Source organism: Flavobacterium cerinum, assembly GCF_004028155.1.
Classification (GTDB): Bacteria; Bacteroidota; Bacteroidia; order Flavobacteriales; family Flavobacteriaceae; genus Flavobacterium; species Flavobacterium cerinum.
Genome location: NZ_SBII01000002.1, coordinates 143616 through 169005, shown reverse-complemented (window position 1 = coordinate 169005; position 25390 = coordinate 143616). Strand labels below are relative to the sequence as shown.

General features: G+C 37.2%; 31 protein-coding genes. 5 read left to right on the top strand and 26 right to left on the bottom strand.

Translation table 11 applies throughout. The annotated features are described in order from the left end of the window. Nucleotides 1-8: 8 nt before the first annotated feature. The 25 genes from secY to rpsL all read right to left on the bottom strand — a co-directional run bounded on the left by secY (nt 9) and on the right by rpsL (nt 13853). Nucleotides 9-1352, bottom strand: coding sequence for a preprotein translocase subunit SecY (gene secY, locus EPI11_RS03705; protein ID WP_128388610.1), 1344 nt, complete (start codon nt 1350-1352; stop codon nt 9-11). A 13-nt stretch (nt 1353-1365) separates the two neighbouring features. Continuing rightward, nucleotides 1366-1818 (bottom strand): 50S ribosomal protein L15, encoded by a 453-nt coding sequence (rplO, locus tag EPI11_RS03700; RefSeq protein ID WP_128388609.1) that lies wholly within the window; start codon nt 1816-1818, stop codon nt 1366-1368. Nucleotides 1819-1830: 12 nt separating this feature from the next. Further along, entirely contained in the window at nt 1831-2013 is a 183-nt protein-coding gene (gene rpmD / locus EPI11_RS03695) for a 50S ribosomal protein L30 (RefSeq protein ID WP_206619087.1), read from the bottom strand. Nucleotides 2014-2027: 14 nt separating this feature from the next. Continuing rightward, nucleotides 2028-2552 carry a 30S ribosomal protein S5 gene (rpsE, locus tag EPI11_RS03690; protein ID WP_128388607.1) on the bottom strand — a complete coding sequence of 175 codons (525 nt, stop codon included), beginning with the start codon at nt 2550-2552 and terminating at the stop codon, nt 2028-2030. Between the two features lie 8 nt (nt 2553-2560). After that, nucleotides 2561-2911, bottom strand: a complete 351-nt coding sequence (rplR, locus tag EPI11_RS03685; RefSeq protein WP_128388606.1) for a 50S ribosomal protein L18 — start codon at nt 2909-2911, stop codon at nt 2561-2563. Between the two features lie 11 nt (nt 2912-2922). Further along, the gene (gene rplF, locus EPI11_RS03680) at nt 2923-3465 is read right to left on the bottom strand and encodes a 50S ribosomal protein L6 (protein WP_128388605.1); all 543 of its coding nucleotides are present in this window, start codon (nt 3463-3465) and stop codon (nt 2923-2925) included. 20 nt (nt 3466-3485) lie between these two features. Beyond that, nucleotides 3486-3884 carry a 30S ribosomal protein S8 gene (gene rpsH / locus EPI11_RS03675; RefSeq protein WP_128388604.1) on the bottom strand — a complete coding sequence of 133 codons (399 nt, stop codon included), beginning with the start codon at nt 3882-3884 and terminating at the stop codon, nt 3486-3488. A 72-nt stretch (nt 3885-3956) separates the two neighbouring features. Next, entirely contained in the window at nt 3957-4226 is a 270-nt protein-coding gene (gene rpsN, locus EPI11_RS03670; protein WP_128388603.1) for a 30S ribosomal protein S14, read from the bottom strand. Nucleotides 4227-4229: 3 nt separating this feature from the next. Beyond that, nucleotides 4230-4781 (bottom strand): 50S ribosomal protein L5, encoded by a 552-nt coding sequence (gene rplE, locus EPI11_RS03665; RefSeq protein WP_128388602.1) that lies wholly within the window; start codon nt 4779-4781, stop codon nt 4230-4232. Nucleotides 4782-4783: 2 nt separating this feature from the next. Continuing rightward, complete coding sequence (gene rplX / locus EPI11_RS03660) at nt 4784-5098, bottom strand: 50S ribosomal protein L24 (protein ID WP_128388601.1); 315 nt, start codon at nt 5096-5098, stop codon at nt 4784-4786. A gap of 10 nt (nt 5099-5108) precedes the next feature. Continuing rightward, a complete protein-coding gene (gene rplN / locus EPI11_RS03655) occupies nt 5109-5477 on the bottom strand; it encodes a 50S ribosomal protein L14 (RefSeq protein WP_007803649.1) in 369 nt (122 codons plus the stop codon). 2 nt (nt 5478-5479) lie between these two features. After that, nucleotides 5480-5737: a 30S ribosomal protein S17 gene (rpsQ, locus tag EPI11_RS03650; RefSeq protein ID WP_045968420.1), complete on the bottom strand. Its 258-nt coding sequence runs from the start codon at nt 5735-5737 to the stop codon at nt 5480-5482. Between the two features lie 14 nt (nt 5738-5751). Beyond that, a complete protein-coding gene (gene rpmC / locus EPI11_RS03645; protein ID WP_128388600.1) occupies nt 5752-5943 on the bottom strand; it encodes a 50S ribosomal protein L29 in 192 nt (63 codons plus the stop codon). A 12-nt stretch (nt 5944-5955) separates the two neighbouring features. After that, nucleotides 5956-6375, bottom strand: a complete 420-nt coding sequence (rplP, locus tag EPI11_RS03640) for a 50S ribosomal protein L16 (protein ID WP_128388599.1) — start codon at nt 6373-6375, stop codon at nt 5956-5958. Nucleotides 6376-6395: 20 nt separating this feature from the next. Beyond that, the gene (gene rpsC / locus EPI11_RS03635; RefSeq protein WP_128388598.1) at nt 6396-7151 is read right to left on the bottom strand and encodes a 30S ribosomal protein S3; all 756 of its coding nucleotides are present in this window, start codon (nt 7149-7151) and stop codon (nt 6396-6398) included. A gap of 5 nt (nt 7152-7156) precedes the next feature. Then, nucleotides 7157-7573 carry a 50S ribosomal protein L22 gene (rplV, locus tag EPI11_RS03630; protein WP_128388597.1) on the bottom strand — a complete coding sequence of 139 codons (417 nt, stop codon included), beginning with the start codon at nt 7571-7573 and terminating at the stop codon, nt 7157-7159. A 9-nt stretch (nt 7574-7582) separates the two neighbouring features. Then, nucleotides 7583-7861, bottom strand: a complete 279-nt coding sequence (gene rpsS, locus EPI11_RS03625; protein ID WP_014085019.1) for a 30S ribosomal protein S19 — start codon at nt 7859-7861, stop codon at nt 7583-7585. Between the two features lie 10 nt (nt 7862-7871). Then, nucleotides 7872-8696, bottom strand: a complete 825-nt coding sequence (gene rplB / locus EPI11_RS03620; RefSeq protein ID WP_128388596.1) for a 50S ribosomal protein L2 — start codon at nt 8694-8696, stop codon at nt 7872-7874. A gap of 9 nt (nt 8697-8705) precedes the next feature. Continuing rightward, nucleotides 8706-8996 carry a 50S ribosomal protein L23 gene (gene rplW / locus EPI11_RS03615; protein WP_128388595.1) on the bottom strand — a complete coding sequence of 97 codons (291 nt, stop codon included), beginning with the start codon at nt 8994-8996 and terminating at the stop codon, nt 8706-8708. A gap of 7 nt (nt 8997-9003) precedes the next feature. Further along, nucleotides 9004-9633, bottom strand: a complete 630-nt coding sequence (gene rplD / locus EPI11_RS03610) for a 50S ribosomal protein L4 (protein ID WP_128388594.1) — start codon at nt 9631-9633, stop codon at nt 9004-9006. Then, entirely contained in the window at nt 9633-10250 is a 618-nt protein-coding gene (rplC, locus tag EPI11_RS03605) for a 50S ribosomal protein L3 (protein ID WP_128388593.1), read from the bottom strand. The genes rplD and rplC overlap by 1 nt, the downstream gene beginning before the upstream one ends. 252 nt (nt 10251-10502) lie before the next feature. After that, the gene (gene rpsJ / locus EPI11_RS03600) at nt 10503-10808 is read right to left on the bottom strand and encodes a 30S ribosomal protein S10 (RefSeq protein ID WP_128388592.1); all 306 of its coding nucleotides are present in this window, start codon (nt 10806-10808) and stop codon (nt 10503-10505) included. Nucleotides 10809-10819: 11 nt separating this feature from the next. Continuing rightward, nucleotides 10820-12943, bottom strand: a complete 2124-nt coding sequence (gene fusA / locus EPI11_RS03595; protein WP_128388591.1) for an elongation factor G — start codon at nt 12941-12943, stop codon at nt 10820-10822. Between the two features lie 26 nt (nt 12944-12969). After that, nucleotides 12970-13446: a 30S ribosomal protein S7 gene (rpsG, locus tag EPI11_RS03590; RefSeq protein WP_026990836.1), complete on the bottom strand. Its 477-nt coding sequence runs from the start codon at nt 13444-13446 to the stop codon at nt 12970-12972. Nucleotides 13447-13472: 26 nt separating this feature from the next. Further along, on the bottom strand, nt 13473-13853 hold the full coding sequence (gene rpsL / locus EPI11_RS03585) for a 30S ribosomal protein S12 (RefSeq protein WP_128388590.1): 381 nt from the start codon (nt 13851-13853) through the stop codon (nt 13473-13475). A 181-nt stretch (nt 13854-14034) separates the two neighbouring features. On the opposite strand from rpsL, the gene EPI11_RS03580 reads away from it, so the two are divergent. From EPI11_RS03580 to EPI11_RS03565, 4 genes are all read left to right on the top strand, one after another. Then, a complete protein-coding gene (locus EPI11_RS03580; RefSeq protein WP_241657575.1) occupies nt 14035-15699 on the top strand; it encodes a BamA/TamA family outer membrane protein in 1665 nt (554 codons plus the stop codon). A gap of 116 nt (nt 15700-15815) precedes the next feature. After that, complete coding sequence (locus tag EPI11_RS03575; RefSeq protein ID WP_128388588.1) at nt 15816-18965, top strand: SusC/RagA family TonB-linked outer membrane protein; 3150 nt, start codon at nt 15816-15818, stop codon at nt 18963-18965. 12 nt (nt 18966-18977) lie between these two features. Continuing rightward, complete coding sequence (locus EPI11_RS03570; RefSeq protein WP_128388587.1) at nt 18978-20666, top strand: SusD/RagB family nutrient-binding outer membrane lipoprotein; 1689 nt, start codon at nt 18978-18980, stop codon at nt 20664-20666. Nucleotides 20667-20677: 11 nt separating this feature from the next. After that, nucleotides 20678-21577, top strand: coding sequence for a hypothetical protein (locus EPI11_RS03565; protein WP_128388586.1), 900 nt, complete (start codon nt 20678-20680; stop codon nt 21575-21577). A 135-nt stretch (nt 21578-21712) separates the two neighbouring features. On the opposite strand, the gene EPI11_RS03560 is transcribed toward EPI11_RS03565, so the two are convergent. Continuing rightward, on the bottom strand, nt 21713-24448 hold the full coding sequence (locus EPI11_RS03560; protein ID WP_128388585.1) for a fibronectin type III domain-containing protein: 2736 nt from the start codon (nt 24446-24448) through the stop codon (nt 21713-21715). A 196-nt stretch (nt 24449-24644) separates the two neighbouring features. Between EPI11_RS03560 and rlmB the strand changes: the two genes are divergently transcribed. Continuing rightward, nucleotides 24645-25379 (top strand): 23S rRNA (guanosine(2251)-2'-O)-methyltransferase RlmB, encoded by a 735-nt coding sequence (rlmB, locus tag EPI11_RS03555; protein ID WP_128388584.1) that lies wholly within the window; start codon nt 24645-24647, stop codon nt 25377-25379. Nucleotides 25380-25390 lie beyond the last annotated feature (11 nt).

Here is a 25390-nt window from a genome sequence, read left to right as displayed (position 1 = left end):
AAAAATTTTTAAGCTACTGCTTTTCTATTCTTACCACTCTTCATCAAACCGTCATAATGCCTATTCAACAGATATGAATTTATTTGCTGAATGGTATCGATTGCAACCCCAACCATAATTAACAGTGATGTACCACCATAAAACAACGCCCACTGTGACTGAACTCCAAAACTCACCACTACTGCCGGGAACACGGCAATTAATGCTAAGAACAATGAGCCAGGGAAAGTAATCAATGACATAATTCTGTCAAGATAGTCTCCAGTTTCTACACCTGGCCTTACGCCTGGTATAAAACCTCCGCTCCTTTTAAGATCGTCAGCCATTTTATTTGTAGGCACCGTAATCGCGGTGTAAAAGTACGTAAAAATTATAATTAATAAAGCAAAAACTACATTGTACGCTAAACCGAACACATTCTGGAATTGCGAAGTGACAGTTTGAGCTGTGTCAGACTTTGAAAGTCCTGCTAATGCTGCAGGTATGAACATAATAGCCTGGGCAAAGATTATAGGCATAACCCCCGAAGCATTAAGCTTTAACGGTATCCATTGCCTGTTTCCTCCCATCATGTCCTGTTCAAAATCGCCGGATGCAGTACGTCTTGCATATTGTACCGGTATTTTTCTTACTGCCATGATCAATAAGATACATGCAATAATAATAGCTAGCCATATTACAATTTCAAGAAGCAGCTTTAAAGGACCTCCATTGTTTTCTGTAACTACAGAAGTAAACTCCTGAATGAAAGCCTGTGGCATCCTTGCGATAATACCTACTAAAATTAATAGAGATATACCGTTTCCAATACCCTTATCTGTAATTTTTTCACCAAGCCACATTGCGAAAATGGTACCTGTTGTTAATATTACTACAGAAGAGAATAGGAATGGAAAAGAATCAGAGCTTAACAAAAAGGCCTCTTGCGGCAATGTCCTGTACAGGTTATAAATATAACCAGGCCCTTGTACCAGCGTAATAGCAATGGTTAACCAACGGGTGATCTGATTAATTTTTTTCCTGCCGCTTTCTCCTTCTTTTTGTAGTTTTTGCAGGTAAGGTACCGCGATACCCATTAACTGTACTACGATCGAAGCAGAAATATATGGCATGATACCCAATGCAAATACAGATGCTTGCGAGAACGCACCACCTGTAAATACATCGATAAGCCAGCCAATACCTTCTTGGGTTTGATCTGATAATTTGTTCAATTGAGTAGCATCAATACCCGGTAGGGTTACATGTGCACCAAAACGGTACACAAGCAACAAACCTAAAGTTACTAAAATTCTATTTTTTAGTTCTTCTATCTTCCAGACATTGGCAAACGCTTCGAAAAATTTTTTCATATGGTTGTAAAGATTATAAAGTTACCGCTTCTCCGCCAGCAGCCTCAATAGCCGCTTTTGCAGTTGCAGTAAATTTGTGAGCAGTTACTTTTAGTTTTGCCTTAAGCTCTCCTCTTCCTAATATCTTTACCATTTCATTTTTTGTAGCCAGACGGTTTTCAACAAATACTGTAAAATCTACAGTGTCTGTTACAATTCCGTTGTCTACAAGAGCCTGAAGCGTGTCAAGGTTAACACCTTCATATTCCTTGCGATTGATGTTTTTAAAACCAAACTTAGGTACACGTCTTTGTAGTGGCATCTGTCCACCTTCAAAACCAATTTTCTTAGAATAACCAGAACGAGATTTAGCTCCTTTGTGGCCACGTGCAGCAGTACCGCCTTTGCCAGAACCTTCTCCTCTACCTAGTCTTTTGTTTTTGTTGTGAACTGACCCTTCAGCCGGTTGTAAGTTACTTAAATCCATGAGTGTATTTTGTTATTTAGTTTCTTCTACAGAAACTAAGTGTTTAACTTTGTTTACCATTCCAAGGATAGCAGGAGTTGCATCGTGTTCAACAACTTGTCCTAGTTTTCGAAGACCTAAAGACTCAAGTGTTCTCTTTTGTGTTTGAGGACAGTTGATTTTGCTCTTTACTTGTTTTACTTTAATTTTTGCCATGATTTCCTTGTGAATTAACCTTTGAATACTTTTTCTAAAGAAACACCTCTTTGTTTCGCAACAGTCACAGCGCTTCTCATTTGAAGTAAAGCGTCAAAAGTAGCTTTAACAACATTGTGAGGGTTTGATGAACCCTGAGATTTAGATAATACATCGTGTATACCTACAGACTCAAGAACTGAACGAACAGCACCACCGGCAATAACTCCGGTACCGTGAGAGGCTGGCATTAGTAATACTCTCGCACCACCAAATTTACCTTTTTGTTCGTGAGGTACAGACTGGCCGGAAAGTGGTATTCTTACCAAGTTCTTCTTAGCATCTTCTACTGCCTTAGCGATAGCTTCGGATACATCTTTAGATTTACCAAGACCGTGACCTACTACACCATTCTCGTCGCCTACAACTACAATTGCAGAAAAGCCGAAAGCTCTACCACCTTTTGTAACTTTAGTAACACGATTTACACTTACCAAACGATCTTTAAGTTCAAGACCGCTTGGTTTTACAAGTTCTACGTTTTTATAATTATGATACATAATTTTTCTTAGAATTTAAGTCCGGCTTCTCTTGCGCCTTCAGCTAATGATTTAACACGTCCGTGGTAAAGGTACCCACCTCTATCAAAAGAGATAGTATCAATACCGGCTTTCAAAGCTTTCTCTGCGATAAGTTTTCCAACAGCCGCAGCAGTTTCTATGTTAGTTCCTTTTGTAACGCCGTTGTCTCTTGAAGAGGCAGCTGCTAAAGTTACACCGTTTACATCATCTATGACTTGCGCATAGATTTCTTTATTGCTCCTGAAAACAGAAAGTCTTGGCTGAGCAGCAGTTCCGCTTACAATCTTTCTGATTCTGAACTTAATTCTTTGTCTTCTTTCAGATTTGTTTAATGACATAGTCTTAATTTTTAAGCTGATTTACCTGCTTTTCTTCTCAATACTTCACCTACAAATTTAACTCCTTTTCCTTTGTATGGTTCAGGCTTACGGAAAGATCTAATCTTTGCTGCAACCTGGCCTAAAAGTTGTTTATCGTGCGAAGCTAATTTTATAATAGGGTTTTTACCTTTTTCTGATACAGTTTCAACAGTAACTTCAGACACAACTTCTAAAACGATGTTGTGAGAGAAACCAAGAGCAATATCTAATTTTTGTCCTTGATTTGAAGCTCTATAACCTACTCCTACCAATTCTAAATCTTTGGTAAAGCCTTCAGTCACACCAATAATCATGTTATTGATAAGTGACCTGTACAAACCGTGTTTAGATCTTTCATCTTTATGATCTGAAAATCTTTCCACTAAAACCTGGCCTTCTTCAACTTTTACAGCAACATCTGTAAAGTCTTGAGTAAGTTGACCTTTTTTACCTTTAACCGTAACAACATTACCGTTAACCTCTACGGTTACCCCAGCAGGTATTGCGATTGGATTTTTACCTATTCTTGACATCGTATAAGTCTTTTTATTAGTTAGTATACGTAACAGATTACTTCACCACCAACGTTAAGTTGTTTTGCTTGTTTTCCTGTCATCAAACCTTGTGATGTAGAAACAATAGCAATGCCTAATCCGTTAAGGATTCTTGGCAGGTTAGAAGCACCCGCATATTTACGTAAACCTGGTTTACTAATTCTCTGGATATCTTTAATTACTGACTCTTTAGTATCCTTATCATACTTAAGAGCTATTTTGATTGTACCCTGTACAGAGTTGTCCTCAAATTTGTAACTTAAAATATATCCTTGGTCGAATAAAATCTTAGTGATTTCTTTTTTAAGATTTGATGCAGGAATTTCAACCACTTTGTGATTAGCTCTTACTGCATTTCTAACTCTTGTTAAAAAATCTGCTATAGGATCTGTATACATATTTATTAATTTGCGGTCACGGTTTTCGGCCTGTTTAAGGCCGAACCTGAAACCAATTTATAATTCTTTTTTTTACCAGCTTGCCTTTCTAACTCCAGGGATCAAACCATTGTTTGCCATTTCACGAAATGTAACACGTGAAATACCAAACTGGCGCATGTAACCTCTAGGTCTTCCAGTAAGCTTGCAACGATTGTGCAAACGAACAGGAGAAGCATTTTTTGGTAATTTTTGTAAGCCTTCATAATCTCCAGCCTCTAATAAAGCTTTTCTTTTATCAGCATACTTAGCAACCATAGCCTGTCTTTTTACCTCACGGGCTTTCATTGATTCTTTAGCCATAACTTAATTCTTTTTAAAAGGTAAACCTAATTCTGCTAATAATGACTTCGCTTCTTTATCGGTTTGTGCAGAAGTTACAAATGTAATATCTAAACCTGAGATTTTGTTAACTTTATCAATATCAATTTCAGGGAAAATGATTTGTTCAGTAACACCTAGGTTATAATTACCTCTACCGTCAAAACCTGTAGCCTTAATTCCACCAAAATCTCTTACACGTGGAAGTGAAGATGTAACCAGCCTATCAAGGAATTCGTACATTCTTTCACCACGTAAAGTTACTTTAGCTCCAATTGGCATACCTTTTCTAAGTTTGAAAGACGCAACGTCTTTCTTAGAAATGGTAGATACAGCTTTTTGGCCAGTAATTTTTGTTAACTCATCAACTGCATAATCGATTAATTTCTTATCCGATACAGCTGCACCAACTCCACGGCTTAAAACGATTTTTTCAAGTTTTGGAACCATCATTACGTTTTTGTAACCGAACTCTTCTCTAAGAGCAGGGACAACCCTACTCTTATATTCTTCTTTTAATCTTGGTATGTAAGCCATCACTATAATACTTGATTAGATTTTTTTGAAAATCTCACGTTCTTATCTCCTTCTTTTCTAACACCAGTCTTAGTAGTTTCCTTAGTTTTAAGGTCTACAAGAGCAAGGTTTGAAATATGAATTGGAGCTTCTTTCTTCACGATACCTCCTTGAGGGTTTTTAGCGCTTGGCTTAGTGTGTTTAGACACCATGTTAACACCCTCAACTATCGCTTTGTTTTTCTCGCGAAGAACACGTAGTACTTTACCTTCAGAACCTTTATGGTCTCCAGCATTTACTCTTACTGTGTCTCCTGATTTTATCTTTAGCTTTATCATCTTATAACAATTAAAGCACTTCTGGTGCTAATGATACAATTTTCATGAATTGTTTTTCACGAAGTTCTCTTGCTACCGGACCAAAAACACGAGTTCCTCTCATTTCACCAGCAGCGTTTAACAATACGCAAGCGTTATCGTCAAATCTGATGTATGAACCGTCGGCTCTTCTCACTTCTTTTTTGGTACGTACAACAACTGCAGTTGAAACAGCACCTTTTTTAACGTTACCGTTAGGTGTTGCATCTTTAATAGAAACTACAATTTTATCTCCAACAGAGGCATAACGTCTTTTCGTTCCTCCAAGAACACGGATAGTTAAAACTTCCTTTGCTCCTGTGTTGTCTGCTACTTTTAGTCTTGATTCCTGTTGTACCATAATTACTTCGCTCTTTCAATGATTTCAACTAATCTCCAACATTTAGACTTACTTAAAGGTCGTGTTTCCATGATCTTTACTGTATCTCCAATGTTACAGTCGTTTGTTTCGTCGTGTGCAACATATTTCTTTGTTTTCAACACGAACTTACCGTATAACGGGTGTTTTACTCTTCTTGTTTCAGATACAACTATGGATTTCTCCATTTTGTTGCTTGTAACAACACCTACTCGCTCTTTTCTTAAATTTCTTTTTTCCATCTTGCAGACTACAATTATTGTAACTCTCTTTTGCTTATCTCAGTGGCTACTCTCGCAATAGACCTTCTTAGGGTTCTAATCTGTAACGGATTCTCGATTGGAGAAATAGCATGAGCTGTTTTTAGGTCGGCATATGTTTTTCTTAATTCACCAAGTTTACCTTGTAACTCAGCTGCAGATAGATCTTTAATTTCTGATTGTTTCATAATAAATTTTGATTATGCTTCGAAATCTCTGGCAACAATAAACTTAGTTTTTACAGGAAGCTTTTGAGCAGCCAGGCGTAATGCCTCTTTAGCTACTGACAAAGGTACTCCTCCTACTTCAAACATAATTCTTCCGGGTTTAACTACTGCAGCCCAAAATTCAACTGCACCTTTACCTTTACCCATACGTACCTCTAGAGGTTTTTTGGTGATTGGTTTATCCGGGAAAATTTTAATCCATAATTGACCTTCCCTTTTCATAAAACGAGTTGCCGCGATACGGGCAGCCTCAATTTGGCGGGAAGTAATAAAAGATGAATCTAAAGATTTAATACCAAACATTCCATTAGAAAGTTCGTGGCCTCTTTGAGACACGCCCTTCATCTTACCTTTCTGTACCTTACGGTATTTTGTTCTTTTAGGCTGTAACATTTTTCTTTAGTTTAAAATAATTACTTTCTTTTGCGTTGGTTTGGTTTGTCACCATTAGGACGACCGTTTGGTCTTCCTTGTGGACGGTCCTGAGATCCTGAAGATTTGGATTGTTTTTTATCCATACCTACTAACGGGGAAAGATCTCTTTTTCCATAAACCTCACCTTTCATAATCCACACTTTGATACCCATTCTACCATAAGTAGTATGAGCTTCAGCTAGTGAATAATCAATGTCAGCTCTGAAAGTTGATAGAGGAATTCTTCCTTCTTTGAACATTTCTGAACGTGCCATCTCAGCACCGTTTAAACGGCCTGAAATCATCACTTTAATACCTTCCGCATTCATACGGATAGCAGCAGCGATAGCCATTTTGATAGCCCTTCTGTAAGAGATACGGCTTTCAATCTGACGAGCAATACTTGTACCTACTAAGTAAGCATCAAGCTCAGGTCTTTTGATTTCAAAGATGTTGATTTGAACCTCTTTGTCTGTAATTTTCTTAAGTTCTTCTTTTAACTTGTCTACTTCCTGACCACCTTTCCCGATAATGATACCAGGTCTTGCAGTAGTAATAGTAACGGTTACAAGTTTAAGAGTTCTCTCGATGATTACCTTAGACACACTTGCTTTAGATAAACGGGCATGGATATACTTTCTGATTTTGTGATCTTCAGCAAGTTTATCGCCGTAGTCATTTCCACCATACCAGTTAGAATCCCAGCCCCTGATGATACCAAGGCGATTTCCTATTGGATTTGTTTTTTGTCCCATACTGTTTATGAATTGCTTTGTGTGTTATTGTTAATAGCCCCTAACACGATAGTAACGTGATTAGAGCGTTTTCTGATCCTGTGTGCACGACCTTGGGGTGCTGGCCTAAGCCTTTTTAGCATCATTCCGCCGTCTACCCTGATCTCTTTTATAAACAAGCCTGCATTCTCTAAGCTTTCCTCACTGTTCTTTTGCTGCCAATTGTTGATAGCAGAAAGCACCAATTTTTCAAGTTTACGAGAAGCTTCTTTTGAACTGAATCTTAATATATTAAGAGCCATTTCTACTTTCTGACCTCTTACTAAATCCGCAACTAAGCGCATTTTTCTGGGTGAAGTAGGGCAGTTATTAAGCTTAGCAAATGCGATTTGCTTGTTAGCTTCTTTAGTCTGCTCTGCTCTTTCTCTTTTACGAACTCCCATAGCTTCTGATTATTTTTTACCTTTATTTTTTGCCCCAGCATGACCTCTAAAAGATCGTGTAGGTGAAAATTCTCCTAATTTATGACCTACCATATTCTCTGTAACGTAAACCGGTACGAATTGACGACCGTTATGTACTGCAATAGTCTGTCCAACAAAATCCGGTGTAATCATAGAAGCTCTAGACCAAGTCTTAACTACTCCTTTGTTACCTTTCTCGATATTTTCCTGAACTTTCTTATCCAACTTATAGTGAACGAAAGGTCCTTTCTTTAATGAACGTGCCATATCTTACTTATTATTTCTTTCTACGTTCTACGATATACTTATTACTCGGGTTAACTTTAGAACGAGTTCTATAACCTTTAGCCGGGATACCCTTTCTTGAACGTGGGTGACCTCCAGAAGAACGTCCTTCACCACCACCCATTGGGTGATCGACAGGGTTCATCGCTACCGGTCTAGTTCTTGGTCTTCTACCTAACCATCTTGATCTACCTGCTTTACCAGAAACGATCAATTGGTGATCAGAGTTAGAAACCGCTCCAATTGTAGCCGTACAAGTTAAAAGGATTAACCTTGTTTCACCTGAAGGCATTTTGATTGTAGCATATTTTCCATCTCTCGCCATTAACTGAGCAAAAGTACCAGCACTACGAGCAATAACTGCTCCTTGACCTGGACGTAACTCAATACAAGATATAACAGTTCCTAGAGGAATTTTACTTAGAGGTAAAGCATTACCAATTTCCGGAGCTGAATCAGCACCTGAAACTACAGTTTGTCCTACTTGTAAACCGTTTTGCGCTATGATATAAGTCTTAGCACCATCAGCATAAAATAATAGAGAAATAAATGCTGAACGATTTGGATCGTACTCGATAGTTTTCACTGTAGCCGGAACTCCGTCTTTAGCTCTTTTAAAATCGATGATACGATACTTTTGTTTGTGACCACCACCCGTATAACGCATGGTCATCTTTCCTTGACTATTTCTACCTCCAGAGTTTTTTTTCGGTGCGATCAAAGAACGCTCCGGCTTATCAGTTGTAATAGTGTCAAAGCTATTAACAACTCTAAAACGCTGACCCGGGGTAATAGGTTTTAATTTTCTAACTGACATGTTGTTCTATTAGATATTATTGTAAAAATCTATTGTTTCTCCTTCTTGTACTTGTACAATTGCTTTTTTGTAAGCATTTGTCTTTCCTTTGATTAAACCACTCTTAGTGTATTTAACCGATCTATCAGCCCTGTAATTCATGGTGTTAACTTCCACAACAGTAATCCCGTATGCAGCCTGAACCGCATTTTTGATCTGGATTTTGTTTGCTTTTTTGTCAACAACAAAACCAAAACGGTTAAAAATTTCACCGTCTTTAGTTATTTTTTCAGTAATGATAGGTTTAATTATGATACTCATAGCCCTATTATTTGCTTAAATTTTCTTCAATCTCTCCTATTGATCCCTCTAAAAGAACTAAACTTTTCGCGTTTAAAACTCCGTAAGTGTTTAATTCTGAAACAGTTACCACACTAGAAGCTTTTAAATTGCGTGACGACAAATATACATTTTTATTTGAATCACCCAACACAAATAGAGATTTTTTATTTTCTAACCCTAAAGCATTCAAAACGTTAATGAATTTTTTAGTGCTTGGAGCTTCAAATTCGAAGTTCTCTACAACTATTAAATTCGATTCTTTTGCTTTAAGTGCAAGAGCAGATTTTCTAGCTAAACGCTTAAGATTTTTGTTTAGTTTGAAAGAGTAGCTTCTTGGTCTTGGACCGAAAACTGTACCCCCACCTTTAAACAAAGGGTTCTTAGCACTACCAGCACGAGCTGTACCCGTTCCTTTTTGCTTTTTGATCTTACGTGTACTTCCAGCTACTTCAGCTCTTTCCTTAGCTTTGTGAGTACCTTGTCTTTGATTAGCTAAATATTGCTTAACATCAAGGTATACAGCATGCTTATTAGGCTCAATTGCGAATACTGAATCAGAAAGAGTAATCGTTCTGCCAGTTTCTTTTCCGTTGATATCTAATACTTTTACTTCCATTACTTTTGAATGATTACATAAGAGTTTTTGTGTCCAGGAACACATCCCTTAACAACAAGTAGGTTCTTATCAGCCACTACTTTTAAAACTCTAAGGTTTTGAATTGTTACATTATCTCCGCCCATTCTTCCTGCCATGCGCATTCCTTTGAATACACGAGAAGGATATGATGATGCTCCTACAGAACCTGGCGCTCTCAAACGGTTATGCTGACCATGGGTAGCTTGTCCAACACCACCAAAACCGTGACGTTTAACAACCCCTTGGAAACCTTTACCTTTTGACACACCCTGTACATCAACAAATTCGCCTTCAGCGAAAAGATCTACATTGATAACATCACCTAATTTGTGCTCGCTTACAAACTCCTGGAATTCAACGACTTTTTTCTTAGCAACCGTACCTGCTTTTTTAAAGTGACCTATAGCCGCTTTAGTAGCATGTTTTTCTGCTTTGTCATCGAAACCAAGCTGTAACGCAACGTACCCGTCAACCTCTTTGGTTCTGACTTGGGTAACAACGCATGGTCCAGCTTCGATTACTGTACACGGAATGTTTTTCCCGTTTTCATCGAAAATACTAGTCATGCCGATTTTTCTACCAATTAACCCAGACATAAATTATTGTTATTAATTATTAATTTCCCTTCAATTTGAAACAACAGAATGCTCCAAACAGGGGTGCAAAAGTAATTATTAAATTTAGATTATCAAACAGTTACAAGAAATTAATTAAAATAAATTAAAAATATTTAATTCAATATCAAAAAATTACACTTTTCGATAACACTAAACCCTGCTTTACCAAAGCAGAAAAAAAAATCTCCAAGGTAAAAATACCTTGGAGATCTTATAAGTTAAATTAATAACTCAGACTTTTATTTCAACTTCTACACCACTAGGAAGCTCTAATTTCATTAAAGCATCGATAGTTTTAGAAGAAGAGCTATATATATCAAGAAGTCTTTTGTAAGAACTTACTTGAAACTGCTCTCTTGATTTTTTGTTTACGTGTGGAGAACGTAGTACAGTAAATATTTTTTTGTGTGTAGGTAACGGAATAGGTCCTGTTACAACTGCACCTGTACTTTTTACAGTTTTAACGATCTTCTCAGCAGACTTGTCTACCAGGCTGTGATCGTAAGATTTTAATTTTATTCTGATTTTTTGACTCATTTTCTTTAGAATTAAGAGTTGCCTTTAGCTTTTTTAATAACTTCCTCTGATATATTTGAAGGTGTCTCAGCATAGTGAGAAAACTCCATTGTTGATGTAGCTCTACCTGAAGATAATGTTCTTAAAGTAGTAACATAACCAAACATCTCTGACAAAGGAACGTTTGCTTTGATAGTCTTAGCACCTGCCCTGTCACCCATGTCATTAACCTGACCTCTACGACGGTTGATATCACCAACGATATCACCCATGTTTTCTTCAGGAGTAATAACTTCCATTTTCATTATCGGCTCAAGGATAACAGCTCCAGCAGCACGGCCAGATTCTTTGTAACCCATTTTAGCAGCTAATTCGAAAGAAAGAGCATCAGAATCCACAGGGTGGAAAGATCCATCAAGTAAAGTTACTTTTAAACTATCTACTTCATATCCTGCAAGAGGACCATGTTTCATAGCTGCTTTAAAGCCTTTCTCGATAGAAGGGATATATTCCTTAGGAACGTTACCACCTTTTACACTGTTTATAAACTGAAGACCTACAACACCTTCGTCTGCCGGCTCAATAATAAACACGATATCAGCAAATTTACCACGTCCACCAGATTGTTTTTTGTAAACTTCTCTGTGTTGTGCAGATCTTGTAAATGCTTCTTTATATTCAACCTGAGGTTCCCCTTGGTTAACCTCTACTTTGAATTCTCTTCTCATACGATCTACAAGGATATCAAGGTGAAGCTCACCCATACCTGATATAATCGTTTGACCTGAAGCCTCATCAGTCTTAACAACGAAAGTTGGATCTTCTTCAGCAAGTTTTGCTAAAGCCATACCCATCTTATCAACGTCAGCTTTTGTTTTAGGCTCAATTGCAATACCAATTACCGGAGCAGGGAAATCCATACTTTCTAATACTATTGGATGTTTTTCATCACACAATGTATCTCCAGTTTTGATATCCTTGAATCCTACTGCCGCTCCAATATCACCTGCTTCGATGTAATCGATTGGGTTTTGCTTGTTAGCATGCATTTGGTAAATACGAGAGATTCTTTCTTTGTTTCCAGAACGCGTGTTCAATACATAAGAACCAGCATCTAGACGTCCAGAATAAGCCCTAAAGAATGCTAAACGACCAACATAAGGGTCAGTAGCAATTTTAAATGCTAAAGCAGCAAAAGGCTCAGTAACACTTGGTTTACGGATTATTTCTTCATCAGTATCAGGGTTTGTACCCGCAATACCTTCTTTATCCATTGGAGACGGAAGATATTTACATACTGCATCAAGCATAAACTGTACACCTTTATTTTTGAATGAAGAACCACAAATCATTGGAATGATTGACATATCAATAGTAGCTTTTCTCAAAGCAACATTGATTTCGTCTTCTGTGATTGAGTTTTCATCTACAAAGAATTTCTCCATTAAAGTCTCATCGTAATCAGCAACCGCTTCAATAAGAGCAGCTCTGTATTCACGAACTTCATCAACCATATCAGCAGGAATAGGCACGATATCAAAAGTAGCACCCATAGTAGCATCATGCCAAACAATAGCCTGATTTTTTACTAAGTCTACAACACCTTTAAAATCTTCTTCTTCACCGATTGGTAAAGTTATAGCTACCGCGTTAGATTTAAGCATGTCTCTTACTTGCTGACAAACTGCCAAGAAGTTAGAACCTTGTCTATCCATTTTATTAACGAAGCCCATACGCGGCACTCGGTAGTTGTCAGCAAGTCTCCAGTTAGTTTCTGACTGTGGCTCAACACCATCAACAGCACTAAAAAGGAAAACAAGACCATCAAGAATCCTAAGTGAACGGTTCACCTCAACTGTAAAGTCAACGTGTCCTGGGGTATCAATAATATTAAAATGATATGGTAATGATTCTGGGATTGGCTTACCTTGGTCTGTAGGAAAACTCCAAGTACATGTAGTAGCGGCAGAAGTAATTGTAATACCTCTTTCCTGCTCCTGAGCCATCCAGTCCATTGTAGCAGCACCATCGTGCACTTCTCCAATTTTGTGTGACTTACCCGTGTAAAAAAGGATACGCTCTGTTGTTGTTGTTTTACCAGCATCAATGTGAGCAGCAATTCCTATATTTCTTGTATATTTTAAATCTCTAGCCATTTCTAAAATGTTTCTTTCTTTATGAATTAAAATCTAAAGTGAGAGAATGCTTTATTAGCTTCTGCCATTTTATGAGTATCCATTCTCTTTTTAACAGCAGCACCTTCTTCTTTAGCCGCAGCTAAAACTTCAGAAGCTAATCTCTGAGCCATAGATTTCTCATTTCTTCTTCTTGCATAAAGAATCATCCATTTCATTGCCATGGAGATTTTTCTGTCTGGTCTGATCTGCATCGGGATCTGGAATGTAGCACCACCTACTCTGCGGCTTCTTACTTCCACGTGAGGCATAACGTTAGTTAAAGCGTCTTTCCAAATTTCCAATGATGATTTTTCAGCATCTTGCTTTTTAGCTTCTACGATATCGATTGCATCATAAAATACTTTAAAAGCTGTTGATTTTTTACCATCCCACATTAAGTTGTTTACAAAACGTGTTACTAATTGATCATTAAATCTTGGATCTGGTAAAAGAGGTCTTTTTTTGGCCTGTCTTTTTCTCATGTCTTTACTTTAAAAGTTTTTTAAAATTACTTTTTGTCTTTAGGGCGTTTAGCACCGTACTTAGATCTCCTTTGTGCTCTTCCGCTAACACCAGCAGTGTCTAGCGCTCCACGCACAATGTGATACCTAACACCTGGTAAATCTTTTACCCTTCCGCCTCTAACTAATACTATCGAGTGCTCTTGTAGATTGTGTCCTTCTCCTGGTATGTAAGCATTTACTTCATTACCATTAGTTAAACGAACCCTTGCAACTTTACGCATTGCAGAGTTTGGTTTCTTTGGCGTTGTAGTATAAACACGTGTACAAACCCCTCTTCTTTGAGGACAAGAATCTAAAGCAGCCGATTTACTCTTCTTAGTTATCTGGGCTCTCCCTGTTCTTACTAATTGTTGAATTGTTGGCATAATGATTATTAAAAATTTCTTATGTATATAATGTCCCGCTTTTTACGGGGTTGCAAATGTAGAAATAATATTTAATATAACAAACCATAAAACATTAATTTTCAAATGCATTGTCCATCGGAATAGCTATTTATATTTTTTTTGCATTTTTTACGTTATTTTTACAGCTAACAATTTTCCGTTGAAAAGACTTCTCATCATATTCATTTTATCCCTTATTAGTTTTTCTGCTAAAACACAAAATCTTCACCTAAAAATTGAAGGCAACAACGGTGTGGAAACTAAAATTATAGATTCACTATCCTACAAAAAGATACATGAGAATGCAAAATCCATTATAAATGAGACCTCCTTACTCTCTACTGCTTTATTAAAGATAGGATATCTTGAAAACAAAGAGCTAGCTAACATTAAAACTAACGACAGTACTTTTGTATATAAATTCTCAATAGGTCCTCAAACAAAGACTATACATATATATACAGGCCGGATTACTTCGGAAGTCAAAAACCTGCTCAACATTACAAAAGACACCATAACACTCCCCCTGTCGGATGTAGAGCCTTTCATGACAACCGGCGTTGCTGCTCTTGAACGCAAAGGCTATTCTTTAAGTTCTATGCAGCTTATCGAATATTCTACACACAATGCTACACTTAAAGCAACCTTAAAAATAAAAACAGAAAAGAAACGAACCCTAGACGACATTGTAATTGAAGGATACAAAAAATTTCCTGAAGGCATTCGAAAAAATATTGCAAAGCAATACAAAGGAAAAGTATTCAACCAACAAAACCTTCAACGCGTTTACAAGGACTTTAATGCTATTCGCTTTATAAGCCAGGTGCGCTATCCGGAAATACTATTTAAACAAGACACCACTAAAGTGTATGTATATCTTGAAAAATCCAAACCCAATACCTTTGACGGATTCATAGGCTTTTCTAATGATGATAAAAGTAATGTTGTTTTTAACGGCTATTTAGACTTACTCTTAAACAACGTACTAAATACCGGAGAGAAATTTAACCTCTTCTGGAAAAGCGACGGAAATAAACAAACCACTTTTAACACTTCGCTTGAACTTCCCTATATTTTTAGAAGCGCCATTGGGTTAAAAGCCAGCCTTAGAATATTTAAACAGGATAGTACTTTCCAAAATACAATTACCGACTTAAATGTTGGTTACTACTTTAGTTATAATTCAAAACTTTTCCTGGGCTACCAGCAATCACAATCGGTAGATATTCAAAATTTAAACAGCAATACATTAAGCGACTTCTCCAATTCATTCTGGACTTCAACCTATGAATTCGTTAACTACAACTTAGATGATTTTATGTTTCCGGAAAAAACATCTTTATTCCTGAAAGGCGGTATTGGTAAACGTGATGCAAAAACAGGCAAGACAGATCAGTATTTTGCACAGCTAAACTTCTCACACAACCTCTACCTCAATAAACGGAATATTATAAACCTAAAAACCCAATCCTACTACCTTAATAGCCGTACCTATATAATAAATGAGCTATACCGGTTTGGCGGTATAAACTCTATTAGAGGATTTAACGAAAATAGCCTGCAGGCAAATCTACTCACGGCGTTAATGGCAGAGTACCGCTACGTACTATCTTCTAACATGTATATTCACACTATTACCGATTATGGTTACTTTCAGGATGACACCTCCAATACTAAAAACAACCTTCTTGGTCTTGGATTTGGATTTGGACTCTTCACAAAAACCGGTCTTTTTAACATTATCTACGCAAACGGGAGCACAAAAGACCAGCAAATCAAACTATCTAACTCAATTGTGCACATAAGCTTTAAAACAAACTTTTAACACTTATTCTTACATTAAAATATAAAATATTACAAATATTCTAAATTTTATCATAAAATACTTGTTTTATAGAATACTTCATCAGAAATTTGGGATACTAACTCAAATCTATTTAAATGAAAACAAAGCTCCGTGTTTTATTAACGCTGCTCACCGCGTTAATGATGCAAATTTCGTTTGCACAGCAAAGAACAGTATCCGGTACTGTTAAGGATGATGGCGGTTTTCCAATTCCAGGTGTTAATGTTGTCGTAAAGGGAACAACTAATGGAACGCAAACCGATATTGATGGAAAATTCAATATTCAGGCAGCCCCCACAGATGTATTGGTTTTTAGTTACATTGGTATGAAGACCCGGGAAATGCCGGCCATATCATCTACTTTAAACATTAGTCTTTCTGATGAAGCCACACAACTGGAAGGTGTTGTGGTAACTGCTTTTGGTATTAAGAGAAACCCTAAAGATCTGGGATACTCTGTAAGCAGCGTTAAAAGCGCCGACGTTACTGAAAACTCTGAACCAGATCTTATCCGTTCACTTAACGGTAAAGTACCTGGAGTTAACGTAAACGTTTCAACAGGTGTAGCTGGTGCTTCTAACCAGATCACGATAAGAGGTATATCCAGCCTTACTGGTAATACTCAACCACTTATAGTTGTAGATGGTGTTGTATATAGCAATAATCAGGTAACGACTTCTAACATGGTAGAAGGCGGTGGCGGATATGAAAATGCGCTATCAACTTTGGACCCGAACAATATTGCATCTATCAACGTACTTAAAAGTACTGCAGCATCAGCACTTTATGGTTCCAGAGCAATGAATGGTGTTATAGTTATAACAACCAAATCCGGTTCTCCGTCAACTAATGTTTCAAAAAAACTTAGTGTTCAGTATAGCAACGGTACTTATTTTGACAATATCGCAAATTTACCTGAATATCAAAATACTTATGGCGCCGGTAATAATTTTCAGTACGGTAATTCAAATGGCTCATGGGGACCACGTTTTGATTCCAGAGAAACTATACCAACATGGCCTAATCTGTTAAATGCTTTCCCTAATCAATTTGGCCCTACGGTACCCTATGTTGCTAAACCAAATAACGTAAAAAACCTTTTCCGTACAGGAGTTGTGATGGAAAATTCCCTAAACCTTGGTTATTCTGGTGAAGATGGAAGTTTTAACCTTACAATATCAGACCTTAACCAAAATGGATATATACCATATAACACTTACGACAGGACATCAATATCTACAGGTGGTAATTTCAAGTTACAAAACGGCCTGACAATAGGTGGTAATATGAGTTATTCTACAACCAATCAGGTAGGTGGTTTTTTTGGTGAGGTTCAGTATGATGGCGCCTCTTCAGCTTTTGCAAGATCTTTATTTTTAGCAAGAAACTGGGATTTCAGCCTTCCTTACGAAGATCCTGAAACTGGGTTTTCTGTAATACCAAATTCAGGTTATGACCACCCACTATGGTCACTTAAACATGATCAAATCCTTACAAGAACCAGGAGAATTGTTACAGGTATAAATCTTGCATACTCATTTAATGAAAACATTTCTGCCTCTTACCGTTTAGGTATAAATAGATATGACCTTAACAGAAACCAGATCCGTGATATTGGTTCAAGAGCGGATACAGGAGTAGGTTCACTTACAACAGATGATTTTAGTAATGAAACTATAGAATCGACATTGCTTGTCAATTTTGACTATAAATTAACTGATGATATTGGTTTTGCAGCTATTTTAGGTAACAACGTTTTTCAAAGCACCAATAACCGTATTGGATACTATGGAAGGGAATTTAAAGTACCTGATATATTTACAATGCGAAATGCAAATACTGTATCAAACCTTATAGATGATTACGACCGAAAAAGAAACGTTGCTGCATTTGCAGACGTAACTTTATCTTATAAAGAATTCTTATTCCTTAATGGTACAGCCAGAAATGACTGGACATCATCTTTAAATAAAAATAACAGATCTTATTTTTACCCATCGGGAAGCCTTTCATTCATTTTGACTGAAGCTCTTAAAATGGATAGTAAAGTGTTGACTTTTGCAAAATTAAGAACTAGTTATGCTAAAGTGGGTCGTGATGCAGATGCAGAATTTATAAACAATCCTTACATCTTAGGTAATTCATTTAATGGGCAGCCAACTATGGGTAACCCTACTACTTATGCTAACACTAATTTAGAACCGGAGTTTGCAAAAGAATTTGAAATAGGTACAGATCTTGAATTCTTTAACCGAAGAATTGTTGTTGACTTTACATATTACAATAAAGAAGCTTACAACCTGATCTTACCTGTCACAGTAGCGACTTCAAGTGGTTATCAGTTCTACAATGACAATGGAGCAACAATGACCAATAAAGGCTTTGAGATCGGATTAACATTGGTTCCAATACAAACCGATAGCTTTAAATGGACATGGACTACCAATTTCACCAAAAACAAAAACGAAGTTACAAAACTAACAGAAGGTCTTGACAGAATACAACTTGACCCACAAGAGGTCGCTTATGCCATTCCGGGACAACCTTTTGGAGTGTTTTATGGAACAAAATTCGCTAAAGACGATGAGGGTAATTATCTAATTAATCAAGCAGGTGGTGGTATAATCCAAGATCCTAAATTAGGTATTATTGGTGATCCAAACCCTGACTTTAAAATGAACTTCATAAATACCTTTAGCTACAAAGGCCTAACCTTAAGAGCTCAGATTGACTGGAAAGAAGGGGGTGATATATCATCATCTACAATTGAAGCATTACTGGGACGTGGTGTAACAAAAGATACCGAAGATAGAGAACGTACACATATTATACCAGGTTTTTATGGAAATAATGATGGTACTCCTATACTTGATAATAATGGAAATAAAATTCCAAACACTACTCAATTAAGCACAAACGAACTTTATTTCTCGCCTGCTGGTGGTAATACCTTTGGTATTAACAGTGTTGACCAGGCCAGAGTTTATGATGGTACGGTTTACAGACTTAGAGAGCTAAGCCTTACTTATGACTTACCAACAAAATGGTTAGATAAAACTCCTTTTGGTCGTATGAGCCTTTCTTTTGTAGGTAACAACCTTTGGTATTTTGCGCCAAATGTACCGAAATACACCAATTTTGACCCGGAAGTAACAAGCTACGGTAATGGTGTACTTCAGGGCATCGAAAGTTCGGCAGCACCAACATCAAGAAGATACGGTTTTAGACTTAATATATCTTTCTAAAAAACTAAGAAAATGAAAATACTCAAAAATAATAAATATAGCATTGCCTTACTTTTAAGTGTGATGTTCCTTGTGGGGTGCGACGATTATCTTGATGTAAATACCGACACAGATAATCCAACGGTAGCCGCACTTCCAATGATGCTAACCAATACACAGGTAGCTGTAGGAAATGTAAATGATTTTAGATTTTATACCGGCGACATAATAATGGTGTATACCCACCAAATGTGTGCCCGTGAAGAACAGGATCAGTATGGAACTAAGGTTGACAACATAATACTAAAAAATGAGTGGGATAACGTCTACCTTACCCTGGCTGATATTGAGACCATCATTAAACAGGGAACTGAAACAGAAGATTTAGTATATGTAGGCATAGCCCAAATGGAGAAAGCCTACTTAATGGCTTTTGCTGTAGACATGTGGGGGGATGTTCCATTCACAGATGCGACAAAGCTTTCACAGGGAATTATCAGTCCTAAATTTGACAATCAGCAGGAAGTTTATGCTGCTATTCTTGACCTTATCGATACAGCAAAGGCAAACATGGCTTCAGATAAGGGGCTTTTACCTGGCAGTAATGATCTTTTCTATGGCGGAAATATGGATAAATGGATACGATTTGCTAATACTTTTAAATTAAAGTTATACAACCAGATCCGAACTACAGCTTTATTTAATGCCACAGATTTTAACGCATTGATTGCAGAAAATAATTTTTTCCAGTCCAACGCTGATGATTTTGAATTTAAAGGAACAAAAAACACTTCTCCATCCGAAGAAAGGAATAAGTTTTTTGTAGAATCTTATGGTGGTACTCAATTCTCGACTTACATGAGCCCATGGTTTTATGAAATTTTAAAAGGAATGAATCCTAATATCCACACGGGAAATGTAGATCCTCGAATTCCTTATTATTTCTATAATCAGCTAACTCCAGGACAATTCCCTCCTGATCAGGGAGACCCCGGAACAGGAAACCCAAAAGCAGATTATTGGGATAAATCAACAGGGTTCTTTAGTATTCGTTTTGGAAGTACCGGCCCATGGAGAGACTCCAGCGCAGAGAATTCATATACCTATCCAGGGATATTTCCTTGCGGCGGACGTTACGACGATGGTAACGGTGGTGTAGCGGGTATTACTAGCGGAACAGGTATTGCACCGCACAGAATGTTAACCTATGACGAATTTTTATATATTCAGGCTGAACTGATGTTAGCCACTACAATATCAGGGGATGCAGGAGCTAAACTTGAAGAAGCAATGTTGGCAAGTTTTGCAAAAGTTGATAAAGTAGTAGTTGAAACACTTACATCTCAAAATGTACCAGCTCTTACAGGATCTACAGCTGTAACAACATTTATAGCAAATGTAATGACAGAATATAATGCTGCAAGTCCCGCAAAAAAATTGGAAATCCTTATGACTCAAAAATGGGTTGCGACTTTTGGTGATTCGATGGATCAATATACAGATTACAGAAGAACAGGATATCCTGTGCCGGCAAATCCAAACGGACCTTCACCAGAATATCAGCTTAACAATGCTGATGCATGGCCGCTTGTAGATTCGCAAACCGTTTTGAATAATCCATTCCAAGTGTCTCTATTCTGGCCACAAAGCGAGCTAAATGCAAACTCAAGTGCACCGGCTCAAAAAAACCCAGCAACCTACACTATATTTTGGGATAATTAAAAAAATAAGTCATGAAAAAAATAAAACTAATATTAGTCTCATTATTTACAGTAGCCATGATGCTATCCTGTGATGATGACGGAGGAGATTCTAAGATCAATCTGGAAGTCGGCGCAGTTCCAAATATTGTAAAATCGGAAACAGATGATCTAATACTTAATCTTGTAAAAATACAGGATGGAGAAAATATAACTATTGGCTTTTCTATCGAAATGGCACAAGGAAAGATATCATCCCTTGACCTTGTAGCATTCTACATTAAAGGAGATGGTAGTGCTGAAAAAATAGTATTGGCTAGTAATGTTACTACTTTCCCAACGAGTATGACATTAACAAAACAACAGTTGATAGATAAGTTTACTGTATTAACAGATGACACCGATTTTGAACTGGGCGATGAGTTAATAATAACTGCTGATCTTACTTTAGCAAACGGTACGTTATTAAAACTTCATAATGATGATGGATCACAAAACTATGGTCAGGATATTGCCAACTCTCCTATTTATAGTGTGGCTCAGTCGTATCTAGTCGCTTGTCCTTCTGATTTAGCCGGAACTTACAGCGTAATAACTAGCGGTGAATCTACAGATGCAGGACCAACACCTGACGAAAATCCAATAACCGATTATCCTTTCACAGTAACACTTACTGACAAAGGAGCAGGAAGCTATGAGATGTCTGATGCATATGGAGGGCTTTACCTATTATGGTATGACATGTATGGAATTACTCCAGATCATTCTATAGCAACTATTAAAGATGTTTGTGGAGTATTGAGTGCTTCATATAAAGGTCCTTTTACAGAGTCTGTTACATTATCCGGGATGGTTAATGATGACGGTACACTTACCATACATTGGGAAAATGAATATGGCGATTTTGGTGATTCTGTATACACTAAAAATTAACTAAAGAGAAATATCTTTAATACTTAACCCCCACCTACAAAAGTAGCTGGGGGTTATTTTTTATTAAACTTTTATAATTAAAAAGGCTGCCTAAAATTTAGACAGCCTCTCTTAACAAAAAAACTATTACACTATTTAATCTACAATTACTTTTACAGTATATACCTTGTTAGAATGTATTTTTAGTACATACACTCCTGTAGGTAAACTTTGGTTGATAAGCGAAAAATTATAATCATTAATATTCTTTGAAGAATAGAATAAATTCCCTGTCATATCAAACATATCTATTTGATCGATTGGATACTTAGATTTGATGTACGTTCTCTCCCCTTTTTTAACCGGATTAGGATAAACCTGAACTCCGCTCTGTGATGAAAGTTCGTTTATTCCTAAACCGCCATCTACCACAAATGATATTCTATTAGATACTTCATTATATGAATCGTTTGTAAACATAACTATGAAGTAGTCTCCAGGCGTTACAGGCAATTTATCTCCCTGTACCGGTGTGGTGCCTTCAGGCTGACCATCAAAATAAGTATAGCTTACCAGCTCATCACTGTTTGGATCGTCTCCGGCATGGTAAATACCCAACCAGTCTTTTATTATACCCGGAGCATCTGTCCAGGTAGCAATAATATTCTCATTTAAGTTATAAACGGTTTTATTAATGGCAAGCTGTGTAATTTGTGTACCTACCTGAAAAAATACTTTGTTACCAACGGTTTTATAACCGTCCTGCAATAGGTACTCTGCATAGTAGTATCCTTTAGGAAGGCCTGTAAAGGTAAAGCTGCCATCGGCTGTGGTTACATAGTCCCATTTAATTGAAGCCACAGAACCCGGCACCTGCCCTACTTTATAAATACCTATCCAGTCTTTTTCTAAATGCGGACTGTTTAAGAAACTTATCGTTACTGCATTTCCTTCTTCGTACACTTCTTTATCTGAAGCCAGTGTAACAAACGGGCCAACGTAAAATTCTTTTCTTTCAGCAAGTTCTGTATAACCATCATTTTCAAGAAATGCAGCATAATACATTCCTATTCCCGGTAATCCTGCAAAAGTTACATTTCCGCTTGTTTCTCCATTTACATAGTTCCATAACTGTGATGGACTTGAACTTCCCGGTGTCTGGTCGCTTTTATATAATGCGATCCAATCGTTTGCATTACCAGGACCATCGGTAAATGAAACATGGATTGGCGTATTAGGAAGATAAGCAATTGTATCAAGCTGAATTAAGGTATTAGCAAAACCACTATTAATAACATTAAATGATTTTACTTCGCTCCACTCTGACCAGTTAAGGTTACGGTCTCTTTGGCGGGTTTTTACAAAATACTGTCCGTTTGGTATTTCATTTTCTGCTAATGTAAGTTTAGTGATATCTACACCCGCATTAACGTCTGTAGATATATCTACTCTGGTACCTGATTTACCAAACAGGTTTTCGTAATCCCTGTATACATCTTTTTCTATAATATCAAAACTTGCTGTTTTACCTATCATAAACTGGGTAGAGTTAAGCAACTGATTTGTTGTTGTAGCGTAAGCAGAACTTTCTAATGTTAATGGCAATTCTACATCAGCTCCATTAAGCTCATTCGTGATCGATGGTTTTGCCGGACTTGCCAGTCCTTTGTAACGGTGAAACTCATCCATCAATTCATTATCCTTCCATTCGTAAACACTACCTATAGAATAAGCTTCAACATCAAAAGTACCATTGGTTACATCGATATCTATAATTTGGTAGATCCAGTTTGATATTGTTTTCTGAACATCTTCAAAATCCTGCTCAACTGCCATACCCCAATATTGATCCCAGGCAACACCACCAGAAATAATTTGATAAGTAGGTGTGTTTTTTAACTGGCCTCTATGATACAAATGATGGTGAGCACCAATATGCAAAATGTGTTTAGGAGAAGTTACCAATATTGGCATTACCGAATTACGGATCCACGGTGAAATATCACCCACATATTGTTCTGCCTGGTATGGCCTGTGGCCTAAAGAGATGATCCAGTCTACAGTATTGTCATTATTTGCAGCGCTTACTACCTGCTGAACCCAGCTTAACTGCTGAATACTGGTATGCTCTGTATCTGTTGCGATAAATAATGTATTACCTACCTGATTTGCATAATAATTCTCTGTCCCTGATGTTATCCCTTTGTATGACATTCCGTCAAGGATGTAGTGGTCATAGTAAGCCTGCATAGCCAATGTACCATAGGTTTCATGGTTTCCTACCAATGTTTGTATTGGTAAATAACCTGAAAGGGCTTTGTTCTTTTTAAAATGTACATTTTCATAATGATCTAATGTACCCACATCTACCTGATCACCTACCATTACGGTCAGTGCGATATTATCTGCAGGATCTGCAGCTATTCCCCATTTTTGAGCGATCTTTCTTTTAGCAGATGCAACCAATGTATCAAAACGCGGCTCGTTTCTCATTTGGTTATCTCCTAATACTAAAAAACGTAGATGTCCATCGGCTGTAGCTGCCTGCCCAGGTAATGGTAGGGTTTTAAACGAATACACATCTGATGTTAGTGATCCTGTTTTAATACGATAATAGTATTTCGTATTTGCTGTAAGTCCCTCGATCTTTACCGTATGGTAAAAATAATTACCTGCATAACCTGTATCGGTAAAAATCTGGTTGGTGCCGTTAACCGTGGTAGTAAGCGCGGCTGGGCTGTTTCCAAATTGCACAATCGATTCCGGATTGCTTTCGGTCTTCCAGTTTACATAAATAGAAGTACTGGAAGGCGCCTGCAGATAAGGGAAAAGTGTTTGGGCCTGTGCAATGAACCCGGCAAAAAAGAGTAGTAGTAAGTAAATTCTTTTCATGATGTATTAGAAAATTTGGTTAAAAACTTGGCACAAAAGTATCGCGCTTAAACCAGGAAGGAATTACATCATGTTTATGATAGGGTTAAAGTACCTGACCAATATTAACATTTGATGTTACCTAATCTTAAACGGTTTTCAAAACAATCTGAAATCTAAAAACTGAAATCTGAAATCTATATCCTATCTTTGCCCCATGGAAAAAGAACACCTAATTTTCGGTATCAGGGCTATAATAGAAGCTATACACGCAGGAAAAGAGATAGATAAGGTATTTATTCAGAAGGATGCCCTTGGGGATTTAATGAAGGACCTAATGAAGGCCATGAAGGCTAATAACGTTAATTTTAGCTACGTTCCCGTAGAAAAATTAAATCGTTTAACACCTAATAACCACCAGGGTGCTGTTGCAACTATTGCTCCTATTAAGTTCCATAATCTGGAAACACTTATAGAAACGGTAATGGAAAGTGGCAAGATGCCTTTGTTTTTAATTCTTGACCAGATCTCTGACGCTCGTAACTTTGGTGCTATCATCCGTACTGCAGAATGTACAGGAGTAGATGGTATTATCGTTCAAAAACAAGGTTCTGCAGCTGTTAACGGAGATACGGTAAAAACATCTGCGGGAGCAGTATTTAATGTGCCTATCTGTAAAGTAGAACATATTAAAGATGCTATTTTCCATTTACAGGGTTCAGGTATTAAAACCGTTGCCGCAACCGAGAAAACAGAAAACACCATTTATGACATTTCCCTTAATGAGCCATTGGCTATTATTATGGGATCTGAAGACAGAGGGATTAATCCATCTGTACTAAAAATTGTAGACGACAAAGCAAAACTACCTATGTTCGGTACAATCGCTTCGCTTAACGTATCGGTAGCCTGTGGTGCTTTCCTTTATGAAACGGTAAGACAAAGAAGCTAATAGATTTATCT